Annotated in this window: 10 protein-coding genes; 5 read left to right on the forward strand and 5 right to left on the reverse strand. The window is 65.2% G+C overall.

Annotation, left to right across the window (positions count from 1 at the left end):
• Window positions 1–40 precede the first annotated feature (40 nt).
• Entirely contained in the window at window positions 41–937 is an 897-nt protein-coding gene (locus tag RR928_RS00885; RefSeq protein WP_332537597.1) for a YicC/YloC family endoribonuclease, read from the reverse strand.
• Between the two features lie 89 nt (window positions 938–1,026).
• Here RR928_RS00885 and RR928_RS00890 point away from each other — a divergent pair, with 89 nt between their 5' ends.
• Genes RR928_RS00890 through hemW form a run of 4 tightly spaced genes read left to right on the forward strand, consistent with a single transcriptional unit; the run spans window position 1,027 to window position 4,843 of the window.
• Window positions 1,027–2,043 (forward strand): serine/threonine protein kinase, encoded by a 1,017-nt coding sequence (locus RR928_RS00890; protein ID WP_332537596.1) that lies wholly within the window; start codon window positions 1,027–1,029, stop codon window positions 2,041–2,043.
• Window positions 2,040–2,945 (forward strand): PP2C family protein-serine/threonine phosphatase, encoded by a 906-nt coding sequence (locus RR928_RS00895; protein ID WP_332537595.1) that lies wholly within the window; start codon window positions 2,040–2,042, stop codon window positions 2,943–2,945. Before RR928_RS00890 ends, RR928_RS00895 begins: the two co-directional genes overlap by 4 nt.
• 51 nt (window positions 2,946–2,996) lie before the next feature.
• Window positions 2,997–3,596: a non-canonical purine NTP pyrophosphatase gene (locus RR928_RS00900; protein ID WP_332547747.1), complete on the forward strand. Its 600-nt coding sequence runs from the start codon at window positions 2,997–2,999 to the stop codon at window positions 3,594–3,596.
• Window positions 3,597–3,598: 2 nt separating this feature from the next.
• Window positions 3,599–4,843 carry a radical SAM family heme chaperone HemW gene (hemW, locus tag RR928_RS00905; protein WP_332681223.1) on the forward strand — a complete coding sequence of 415 codons (1,245 nt, stop codon included), beginning with the start codon at window positions 3,599–3,601 and terminating at the stop codon, window positions 4,841–4,843.
• Window positions 4,844–4,976: 133 nt separating this feature from the next.
• Here hemW and RR928_RS00910 read toward each other — a convergent pair whose 3' ends face one another.
• The 4 genes from RR928_RS00910 to RR928_RS00925 form a co-directional block, all read right to left on the reverse strand.
• A complete protein-coding gene (locus tag RR928_RS00910; protein ID WP_332681225.1) occupies window positions 4,977–6,737 on the reverse strand; it encodes a methyl-accepting chemotaxis protein in 1,761 nt (586 codons plus the stop codon).
• A 19-nt stretch (window positions 6,738–6,756) separates the two neighbouring features.
• Complete coding sequence (locus RR928_RS00915; RefSeq protein ID WP_332681227.1) at window positions 6,757–7,263, reverse strand: chemotaxis protein CheW; 507 nt, start codon at window positions 7,261–7,263, stop codon at window positions 6,757–6,759.
• Between the two features lie 704 nt (window positions 7,264–7,967).
• Window positions 7,968–8,297 (reverse strand): I78 family peptidase inhibitor, encoded by a 330-nt coding sequence (locus RR928_RS00920; RefSeq protein ID WP_332537590.1) that lies wholly within the window; start codon window positions 8,295–8,297, stop codon window positions 7,968–7,970.
• 102 nt (window positions 8,298–8,399) lie between these two features.
• Window positions 8,400–9,140, reverse strand: a complete 741-nt coding sequence (locus tag RR928_RS00925) for a GntR family transcriptional regulator (protein ID WP_332537589.1) — start codon at window positions 9,138–9,140, stop codon at window positions 8,400–8,402.
• A 263-nt stretch (window positions 9,141–9,403) separates the two neighbouring features.
• On the opposite strand from RR928_RS00925, the gene RR928_RS00930 reads away from it, so the two are divergent.
• The gene (locus RR928_RS00930) at window positions 9,404–11,617 is read left to right on the forward strand and encodes a hypothetical protein (protein ID WP_332681229.1); all 2,214 of its coding nucleotides are present in this window, start codon (window positions 9,404–9,406) and stop codon (window positions 11,615–11,617) included.
• Window positions 11,618–11,635: the final 18 nt, after the last annotated feature.

Raw genomic sequence — 11,635 nt, forward strand, 5'->3', positions numbered from 1 at the left:
CTTGCAAAAAGGGCGCTTGCGCGCCCTGTGGAATGGAGGTTTATTCGATGTTTTGCACCTGCTCGCGCATCTGCTCGATCAGGACCTTCATGTCGACACTGATGCGTGTGAGCTCGAGCGCGGCGGACTTCGAGCCCAGCGTGTTGGCTTCGCGGTGCAGCTCCTGGATCAGGAAATCCAGGCGCTTGCCGATTTCGCCGCCCTTCTTGAGCAGGCGCTCGATTTCATCGAGGTGCGAGTCCATGCGCGTGACTTCCTCGGCGACGTCGATGCGGATCGCAAACGCCGTGGCTTCGGTCAGCGCGCGGTCCTGCGCGGCCTCGGGCGCGACCGAACCTTCGGCCAGCGCCATGGCTTCTTTCCAGCGCTCGACAAAACGCGTGCGCTGCTGCTCGACGAGCTGCGGGATCAGAGGCGTGGCGGTGCGGGCGAGCGCGCGCAGCTGCTGCAGCCGGTCGTGCAGCATGTCGGCCAGGCGCTTGCCTTCGCGCGCCCGCGCCTGCACCAGCGCTTCGAGCGCTTCGGCGGCCAGCGCGGGCAGCACGCTGCTCCAATCCTGGCCGCGGTCGCCGTCATTGGCGCCGCACAGGCGCAGCGCATCGGACACGCTCAGCGGCCGCGCGTTGGGCAGCCAGGCCTGGATGGTGTCCTGCGCCGACAACAGGCGCTGCAGAAGATGGGGTGACGGCTGGGGGACAGCGCCGCTGTCTTCGGCTTCGATCGCGGCGCGCACTTCGACCTTGCCGCGCTTGAGGCGCGCGGTGAGCAAGGTGCGCAGCGCGGGCTCGTGCATGCGCAACTCGTCGGGCAGACGGAACGACAGGTCGAGGAAGCGGCTGTTGACCGAACGGATCTCGAGACCGAGTCGCCGGTTGCCCGTAGGCGCCTCAGCACCCTCGGCAGACGCGCCGTGCTGGGCGCTGGCGTATCCGGTCATGCTGTAAACTGACATTGGACTTTTGATGGTTGCTTGCAATCCGTTGATTATCCGGGTTCCGCCCCATTCACGAGGTTTACCCGTAAAAAATGTCTTCCAAGAACAAGCCTGCCCCCCTTGCGTCCGATAGCGTGATAGGGGGATACCGCATTCTGCGGCGCCTGGCTGCCGGGGGATTTGGCGTGGTCTACCTGGCAATGGACGCCACCGGCCAGCAGGTGGCGATCAAGGAGTATCTGCCTGCGTCGCTGGCCTTGCGCGATCCGGGCGAGCGCCTGCCGCGTGTCGTGCCCGAGAAGCTGTCGCTCTATCGGCTGGGTCTCAAGAGCTTTTTCGAGGAAGGGCGGTCGCTGGCCCAGCTGTCGCACCCGTCGGTGGTCAGCGTGCTCAATTTCTTCCGCGAGAACGAGACCGTCTACATGGTCATGAATTACCTCGAAGGTGCGAACCTGCAGGATTTCATTCTCACGGCGCGCAGCGTCAAGACCGACAAGGTGCTGCGCGAATCCTCGATACGTTCGCTGTTCGACGAAGTGCTGCGCGGGCTGCGCATCGTGCACCAGCACAAGATGCTGCACCTCGACATCAAGCCGGCCAACATCTTCATCACCGACGACGACCGCGCCGTGCTGATCGATTTCGGCGCGGCGCGCGAAGTGCTGTCCAAGGAAGGCAGCTTCATCCGGCCCATGTATACGCCGGGCTTTGCCGCGCCCGAGATGTACCGCCGCGGCGAGGCCATGGGGCCGTGGACCGATATCTATGCGATCGGCGCCTGCATGTATGCCTGCATGCAGGGCATGCCGCCGCCTGCCGCGCCCCAGCGCCAGGAGAAGGACCGGCTGGGCCAGGCCTTGTCCAAGCTGCGCGGAATCTACTCCGACAAGCTGATCGAGGTGGTCGAGTGGTGCATGGCGACCGATCCGCTGTCGCGGCCGCAGTCGGTGTTCGCGCTGCAAAAGGAACTCAACCGTGAGGGCGAGCGCCGCCATACGCGCCTGAGCATGGCCGACAAGATGCGCCTGCAGATCGGCGCGCTGGTCAGCGATACGCGCAAGAGTGTGCAGAAAATCAGCGGCGCGCGCGGCACGCCGCCCGCGCCATGAAGTTCTCGGTCTTTCAACTCAGCCGCCGCGGCGGTCGTGAGAGGAACGAAGACCGCATGGGCTATTGCTATACCCGTGACGCCTGCCTGCTCGTGCTGGCCGACGGCATGGGTGGCCATGCCGAAGGCGATGTGGCGGCGCAGCTCGCGCTGCAGCAGTTCTTTGCGCTGTTCGAGGCGCGCGCCACACCGCAGATCGCCGATGTGCCGGCCTTTCTGGCCGATGCGCTGCTGCAGGCGCATCAGCAGATCCTGCGTTATGCGCACGAGCGCGGCATGGCCGACGCGCCGCGCACCACGCTGGTCGCGGCGCTGCTGCAGCAGGGACAGGTGCACTGGATCCACTGCGGCGATTCGCGGCTCTACCTGACGCATGGCGGCGCGCTGCTGGCGCGCACGCGCGACCACTCCTATCGCGAGGTCGCCGAACGCTCCGGGCCGGCGCAGGCCGGCAGCGTCAACCGCAACCTGCTGTTCACCTGCCTGGGGTCGCCGTCGCTGCCCATCTATGACCGCGCCGGGCCGAGCCGGCTGGCGCGCGGCGACCGCCTGCTGCTTTGCTCCGACGGCCTGTGGGACCCGATCAGCGAGGCGGAGCTGCTCGCGGGTCTGGCGCGCGATCCAGTATCCCTGTGCGTGCCACGGCTGGTGGAGGCGGCGCTGCAGCGCGCGGGCAGCAACAGCGACAATGTCACCGCGATCGCGCTGGAATGGGAAATGCCCGGACCGCAAAGTCCGCTGGACGGCATTTCCACCGAAACGCTGGACGACGAAATGTTCCAGTCGACGCTTCAGCCCGAAGTGCTCGAAGCGCTGGAAGACGAGCTCAGCGACGCTGCCATCGAACGCTCGATCGCCGAAATCAATGCCGCGATCCGCCGCCCCGGTGGGCCGCGGCGCTGAAAACCTTTTTGTCATCGCAGGCGCGCCCGGCGCGGCCCTGCCATTTGCTTCATGAAAATTGTCCTAGCCTCCAACAACCGCGGCAAGCTCGCCGAGCTGCAAGCCATGTTCGCCCCGCTGGGCGTGGAACTCGTCTGCCAGGGTGACCTGTTCGAAGGCGAGGCGCCCGAGCCGCATTGCACTTTTGTTGAGAATGCGCTGAGCAAGGCGCGTTTCGCGGCAGAGCGCACGGGCCTGCCCGCGATCGCCGACGACGCCGGCATGTGCGTCGATCATTTCGGCGGTTTGCCGGGCGTCGATACCGCTTATTACTGCACCCAGTTCGGCTACGAGAAGAGCGACGCCAACAACGTGCGCGCGCTGCTCGAGCAGCTGCAGGGCGTGGAGAATCGCCGCGCGGCCATGGTCAGCACGCTGGTCGGGGTGCGCGGCGCGCGCGATCCCGAGCCGCTGATCGCCGTGGGCCGCGTGCAGGCGCTGATCGCGCCCGAGCCGCGCGGCGCCAACGGCTTCGGCTTCGATCCGGTGCTGTTCCTGCCCGAACTGGGCCTGACGTTTGCCGAGATGGACCCGGCGCTCAAGCATGCGCACAGCCACCGCGGCCTGGCCACAAAGCAGATGCTGGCGCTGGTGCGCGAACGCTGGATGTGACCATGATTCCGATCGAATCCGTGGGCGCGGACAGCGGGCCCGCCGTGCAGCGCGACATCCAGCACTACATGCGCCCGGGCACGCTGCAGCTGGGCAGCCTGCCGCCGCTGTCGCTGTACATCCATCTGCCCTGGTGTCTCAAGAAGTGCCCGTACTGCGATTTCAACTCGCATGAGTGGCGCAATGGCGACGCGCAGACCGGGCTGCCCGAAACGCGCTATATCGACGCGCTGATTGCCGATCTCGAGGCCGCGCTGCCGCTGATCTGGGGGCGCACGGTGCACAGCATCTTCATGGGCGGGGGCACGCCCAGCCTGTTCTCGCCCGCGGCCATAGACCGGCTGATTGCGGCGGTGCGCGCGCGCGTGCGCATGGAGCCCGACTGCGAGATCACGCTCGAGGCCAACCCCGGCACGTTCGAGAAGGACCGTTTTCGCGCCTACCGCGCGGCCGGCGTGACGCGGCTGTCGATAGGCGTGCAGAGCTTCGACGACCGTTTCCTGCGCGCGCTGGGCCGCGTGCACGACGGCGAGCAGGCGCGCGCCGCCGTGGCCGAGGCCGCCGAAGCCTTCGAGACCTTCAATCTCGACATCATGTATGCCTTGCCCGGCCAGACGCTCGACGACCTCGATCGCGATCTGCAGACGGCGCTGTCGTTCAAGCCGCCGCACATCTCGATCTACCACCTGACCATCGAGCCCAACACCTATTTCGCCAAGTTCCCGCCCGCGATTCCCGAGGACGACACGGCCTATGCGATGCTCGACCGCATCAGCGAGACCACGGCGCGCACGGGAATGCAGCGCTACGAGATTTCGGCCTATGCGCAGCCCGGCCATGCGTGTTTCCACAACACCAACTACTGGCAGTTCGGCGACTACCTGGGCATAGGCGCGGGCGCGCACAGCAAGCTGAGCTTCGCCCACCGCGTGGTGCGCCAGGTGCGCTTTCGCGACCCCGCGCGCTACATGGACCAGGCGCTGGCCGGCCATGCGCTGGCCCAGGACAACGAGGTCAAGCGCGCGGAGCTGCCGTTCGAATACATGCTCAACGCGCTGCGCCTGCGCGAAGGCTTCACGCTGCAGCACTACATGGAGCGCACGGGCCTGCCGCTGAGCTCCATCGCCAAGGGGCTGGAGACCGCCGAGCGCAAGGGCCTGATCACGCGGGCCGACGGCCGCGTCACGCCCACGGAGCTGGGGTTTGATTTCCTCAGCGATCTGCAGGAGCTGTTTCTGGCGGATTGAAAGGGCAGGTGCCGCCCCTTCAATCCTTTGAGCGGCCCGAACTCAGGCGGTCAGTTTTCGGTCTGTGACCCCATGCACGGTCGCCAAGGCCGCGGTTTTACGACCTTGGCGAACGTTTGCCGGCCTGCCTCCTTCAGAAGCTGCTCCAGTCATCGGTGCCGGTCTTGCCGCCGGAGCTCGTAGCCTGTGGCTTGCGGGCGGTGCTGGTTGCCACTTGCAGCCTCTGGCCAAATGCGGGGCGAACAATGTTGGCTGGACGTTGAGGACCAAGGCGTCGTTCCTGTTGCTGGCTCGATGCAGCGCTGGCGATGTCGACAGAACGCGCGCTTTCATCCAAGGAAAACACGGCCACGGCTTGAACCAGTTGTCCCGCCTGTACGCGCAGACTTTGAGCGGCGGCGGCGCTTTCCTCCACCAAGGCGGCATTCTGTTGCGTCACTTGGTCCATCTGCGTGACAGCCATGCCGACCTGGTCAACCCCGGCACTTTGTTCCTTGCTTGCCGAACTGATTTCTCCGACGATGACGCTGACTTGCTGGATGGCATTGACGACTTCTTCCATGGTCTGTCCGGCACGGTCCACCAAGGCCGTGCCTTGTTCCACCTGATCAACGCTGTTCGAGATAAGTGTCTTGATCTCCTTGGCGGCTTGTGCGCTGCGCTGCGCCAGATTGCGAACTTCGCCAGCGACCACGGCAAAGCCGCGTCCTTGTTCTCCAGCGCGAGCCGCTTCGACGGCAGCGTTCAGAGCCAAGATATTGGTCTGAAATGCGATGCCGTCAATGACGCCGATGATGTCCGAGATCTTCTTGGAGCTGTCATTGATGCCCTTCATGGTGCAGACGACTTCATTGACCACGTCACCACCCTTGGTTGCCACCCCGGACGCGCTCATGGCCAATTCGTTGGCCTGCTGGGCGTTGTTCGCATTGTTGCGTACCGTGGTGCCAAGCTCATCCATCGTGGCCGCAGTCTGTTGCAGCGCGCTGGCTTGTTCTTCGGTGCGCTGGCTGAGGTCGGTATTGCCGGTGGCAATCTGGGCTGAGCCCGTGGCGATGGAGTCGGAGACTTCCCGCACCTGGGTCACAATCGCGGCCAGGCTCGATTGCATGGCGCCAAGCGAAGCCAGCACGCTGCCTGCATGCGCCCGGTCCGAGCCTGAGACCGAACTCAGATTGCCATCGGCCACTTTTTGCGCAGCGACGCTGAGGTCGGCAGGCTCTGCGCCAAGAGCGCGCATGAGACGCCGAATGATAAAGACGCCAGCGCCTGCAGATGCAATGAATCCGAGTGCGCAGACCAGAAGCAAATAGTTTCGCTCCAGCACAAATTGCGCAGCCGTCTCCTGAATCATTTGCGCAGCGTGTTGCTCGGTGTAGGTGGAATAGGTGGTTGCAGCCTGGGTGAGCGCCGCGAGCAGCGGTCGGCACTCTTCATTCATCTGGAGAGTGGCCTGCTCGTATTGCTTCTTGAGCGCCAGATCGACAATGCGCAGTGCGACCGGAGCATATTGTTGCTCTATGCGCGCCATGTCGGCAATCAAGTCGCGCACCTTCTGCGGCACGCCATCAGGAGTGCTCATTTGCTGCAGCTTGGCCATGCGCTCGGTGACGTCACGGTGCGCCTGCAGGACCTCTGCCTTTTCAACGTCCAGGTCTGCCTGTTTGGTCACCAAGACCAGATTGCGCGCTGCGATGGCACGGCGATCGACGGCCGTTCGTACACTGTCCGCCATGGTGGCGCGGGCATTGACGCCCTGCACGTAATTGACGAAATTCTGGTTCGCATCGCTGATGAATTTGAGGGCAAGGCCTGCCACGAGCAGCAGCAGCAGCGAAAGCGCACCAAAGGCGCAGATCAGTTGGGCCCGGACGGACATGTTCTTGGTTTTCATGGCGCTTTCCTTCGATCGGTTAAGGAACCAGGCCGGTCATGGCACTGGCAATGAGTTGGTCGATATCCAGGAGTACCAGCGTGCGCGCCTGATCATCCTGCTGAACACTGGCGATTCCGGTGATATGGCGCGAATCGACAGCGCCGCTCAGAGCGGGGGCGGGACGAATGTTGTCGACTTTCAGGTCGAGAACGTCCGACACCGAATCCACGACCACACCCAAGGTGCAGCCCGATACCAGATTGACCACCACGGTGACGGTCATGGCGTCAAAGCGCTGGGGCGTATCGAATCGCACCCTGAGGTCGACCACCGGCACGATCTCACCGCGAAGGTTCAACACGCCGGAACTGAAGGCCGAGGCACCGGGCATCCGAAGCGGTGCCTGGTAGCTGCGAATTTCCTGAACGCACAGGATGCTGATGCCGTACTCTTCGGCCCCGACCCGAAAGGTCAGATACTCCTGCGGCACGGCGCAGGCTATGGACTCATGATGGTCTGGACTGATGCGGGTAAGGGCGGTCATTGAGGGCGCTCCGGGGGGTTGCACAGGATCGGGTCTGCGATGGTTGAAATGATAATAGTGAAATTATAAAAATGAAACAATCGTTACAAAAAAATGATCAATATGTCTTTTGTGCGTGAATCGCTCAAGTTTTGATGCAAGCCGGCGCATAGCCCTATCCCGGAGAATGTCGGGCAGCTGGGCATGGATTGAACGCGAAGCAAAAGAGCGCTTCAGTCCGCAGGTCAAGCCGGGGCGCGCTGCGTCTGTCGTGCCCTCGACTGCGGGTGTCCAAGGAAAGTTTGACGAGCGCGGCCAGCGCCGGTGCGATGCGGTTCGAACGACGTTGGCTGGAGGAGCTGCGTAAATCCGCTGCGCGATGATCGGGCCTGGAGCGCTCAGCAGAATCCAGCAAATCGAACATTTGCGGTGGTGTGCAGGCGAGGCGCGGCCGGCAAGGTGCGGCCGGCGCGGCGCGCAGCCGCTGCAAACAGCACGCCAAGGCAAGGATGTCTCAAGCGCCCCGGTGGATGGTATGCAAGCCTTTCTTGCTGGAGGCTTGCGCTCTGAACGGTCGCGGGCCGATGTCTGACGTCTCGCTGCCTAGGAGACGGTCATGGACCCTGCCGTGATCGCCATCGACATGGCAAAGCAGGTGTTCCAATTGCACTGGCCAGCCGCCGTCGAACCATGGACGGCCTGGCCTCAAGGCAAATGAGCCGGGATCAGCCGCAGCGCACCGCCAGGATGCGCCCCGTGGAATCGACTTCCAGATTCAGGCGCTCGGCATTGAATTCACGCGTGGTCACCTGGCCCGGATGCAGCACGCGCGCCATGGCTGCGCCCGAGCGCTGGCGTGCCTGTTCGAGGTTCTGCGAAGTGTTGGTGCGGCCGATGAAGCTTTGCGCGGGCTGGGCATTGCAGATCTGCTTGGGCGCGGGCGGCGGCGCGGCGCTGGTGCGGCCGCTGCTCCAGGGAGCGTCCATGCTGCTGCAGCCTGCAAGCAGGGCCAGCGCGATGGCGGAAACGGAAAGGGCGGTGGTGCGCAGCGGCATGGGAATTCCTGTCGAATGATACGGTTGCCTGCACCTTAGCCTAAACCAGGGGCGGCCAACGTCACAGAGCGTAAAACAGGCGCTGCACCTACACCGCATGAACTACAGCAGGTCCATTTCAATGTGCGCGTATTCGCTGAGAAAGCGCAGCTGCGCCCAGTGAACGATCTGGCCCTTGCGGTCACTGGCCCAGCGCAGCGTCTGCAGCAGCGGCGTGCCCAAAGGCACACCCAGATGTGTCTGTATCGGCTCGTCGGCCGCAGCGATGGTCAGGCGCTGGCGCGCCGCGGCCAGGGGGCGCGGGCCGCGCGTCAGCGCCTCGACGATGGACAGCTGGGGCAGCTGCGGCGCAATCCGGGCGTAAAGGCTTTGCTCGACATACATCTGGCTCAGGCAGAACGGCTGGTCGCCGCAGCAGTGCAGGCCCAGCAGGCGCTGGTAGGAGGGCGCGAGTTCGCCTTGCACGGTGGTCAGGCCCGCGGGAATCACGGGCCGGCAATCGGCTTGGCTTTCCAGCGTGCGGTAGCCGGTGTTGCCGTGAAATACCACGAGATCCTTCCAGGTGGAAGGCAGCAGAAACGAGGGCGGGCGGCGCGGCGCGGCCATGACCTGGGTGCCGCCGCGCTTGCGCGTCTTGAGCAGGCCTTCGGCGACCAGACTGCCCAGCGCCATGCGCACCGTGGTGCGCGAAGCGCTGTGCAGCGCTTCGAGCTGCTCCACGGTGGGAATGGAGCTGCCCACAGGCCATTGCCCGGTCACGATCTTGTCGCGAAACAAACCGGCAAGTTGCAGATAGCGCTTTTCCTGAGGCGGGCGCGATCCTGCGGGTGTTTCGGGAAGCATGGTGTGCGTCTTCTGTAAATATTGTGCTGATTCTGGTATTTAAATTACAAAGCAAACCTAGGGGAAACCCAGGTTCCGCGACATGGCCAGGGAGAATTTCGCCAGCAGAATGCCAATGGCGGGCGGAAATGGTCAATTTCCTTGCGCGCCATTAATTTCTTGTAGGACTTTTACACTCTGCCTGAGAGGTCGCGGCTGCGGCTGGTGTCGGCCTGGAATCGGGTCGTGGATGAAGCGGGCGTGGCCCGCGAGCAGGGAGTTGGATGCACAAGCACGCATGGCAGTTTTTCCGTGCCGGAGGGGTGGACCAGGTGGCCATCCGTACCGGAGAAGATATCGCTCGCATCGGCGAGCTGGACCAGACACTGTGGGTGGCGCTGGCCTGCCCCACGCGCGGCATAGAGTTCGACAGCGCTACGCTGGACCTGATAGACCATGACAAGGACGGCCGCATACGCGCGCCCGAACTGGTCGCCGCCTGCGAATGGGCGGTCGCCCAGGTCAACGACCCCGAGGTGCTGACCAGCGGCAGCGATGTGCTGCAGCTCGCGAGCCTGCGCACCGACACCGAGGACGGCGCCGCGCTGCGCGCCGAAGCCGAGCGCATCCTGCGCTGGGCGGACCGCGCCGACGCACCCGCGGTCGCGCTCGCCGATGTGCAGCAGCGGCTGGCCGCGCTGCACGCGATGCCGTTCAACGGCGACGGCCTGATCAACCCCAAGACGCTGCCCGACGCGCCCGAGCTCGCCGACCTGGTCAGCCGCATCATGGAGCGCTACGCCAGCACCGAAGGCAGCGACGGCGAGCCTGGCATGGGCCGCGCCGCGCTCGATGCCTTCTTTGCCGACCTGCGCGCGCTCCAGGCCTGGAACGCGCAGTCGGTGGAGCATGCCTGCGTGCTGCCGCAGCGCGAGCAGGCCGTGGCCGCGGCCCAGGCCTTGAACGCCGTGCAGGCGAAGATCGAGGACTTTTTCGCGCGCACGCGGCTGGCGGCGTTCGACGCCACGGCGCTGGTGCCGCTGAGCCCCAGCGCCGAAGGCTATGCCGCGCTGGGCCAGGACCTGCTGAGCAGCGCCAGCGAATCGATCGCCGCGCTGCCGCTGGCGCCCATCGTCGCGGGCGGCGATCTGCCGCTCACGCATGGCATCAACCCGGCCTGGCGCGCGGCCATGCAGGCGTTTCGCCGCTGCGTGGTCGTGCCGCTGCTGGGCCACGACACGCTGATCCTCAGCGCCGCGCAGTGGGATGGCCTGCAGGCCCAGCTCGCGCCTTGCCAGGCATGGCTGGCGAGCTATCCGCAAACGGCGCTGGGCGAGATGCCGCTGAGCGAAGTGCAGGCCCTGCTCGAGGACGGAACGGAGCAGCGTCTGCAGCAGCTGATAGCGCACGATGAAGAGGAAAGCGCGCACAGCGTGCAGGCGCTGCGGCTCGAGAAGCTGATACGCTTTCAACGCGATCTGCTCAAGCTGCTCAACAACTTCGTCTCGTTCGCCGCGTTCTACCGGCGCGAAGGCGCGGCTTTCCAGGCCGGAACGCTGTACCTCGACGGCCGCAGCTGCGAACTCACGGTCGATGTCGCCGACGCCGCCGCCCATGCCAAGCTCGCGGGCCTGGCCAAGGTCTATCTGGCGTATTGCGACTGCCGGCGCAACGGTGAAAAGCGCAGCATCGTCGCGGCTTTCACGGCCGGCGATGTCGATTTCCTGCTGGTGGGGCGCAACGGCCTGTTCTACGACCGCGAAGGCCGGGACTGGGACGCGACCATCAGCAGGATCATCGAGAACCCGACCAGCATAGGCCAGGCGTTTTCGGCGCCCTACAAGAAGTTCCTGCGCATGATCGAGGAGCAGGTGGCCAAGCGCGCGGCGGCCAAGGACGATGGCGTCACGGCCGGGCTGTCGGCCCAGGCCCAGTCGCTGGCCAGTGCTCCGGCTGCGACGGTGAGCGCGGCCACAGCGCCGGCGGCGCGCAAGACCGATGTGGGCACGGTGGCGGCGATAGGCGTGGCGCTGGGCAGCCTGAGCGCGGTGGCCGTTGGCATCTTCGGCAAGTTCATCGAACTGGGCCCGTGGATTCCGATCGCGCTGCTGGGAATGATCGTCGCGATTTCGGGGCCCAGCATGCTGATCGCCTGGCTCAAGCTGCGCCAGCGCAGCCTCGGGCCGATTCTCGACGCCAGCGGCTGGGCCATCAACGGGCGCATGAACATCAGCCTGCCACTGGGCCGCTCGCTGTCGCAGACCGCCAAGGTGCCGGTGCAGGCCGCGCGCCTGCTGCACGATCCCTATGCGGATTCGCGGTCCTGGGTGTGGTGGGCGGTGGCGGGGCTGCTGGCGCTGTCGCTGGGGGTGCTGGCCTGGCGCATGCAATGGATCGATGCCTTGCTGCCCGCGGCGGCGGCACCGGCGGCCGTCGCCACGCCTGCGCCGGCCGCGCCTCAGCCGGCCGCGCCTCAGCCGGCAGCGCCTATCCCTTGAAGCGCAAGGCTTTTTCGA

This window comes from Comamonas sp. (assembly GCF_036666375.1).
GTDB lineage: Bacteria > Pseudomonadota > Gammaproteobacteria > Burkholderiales > Burkholderiaceae_C > Comamonas.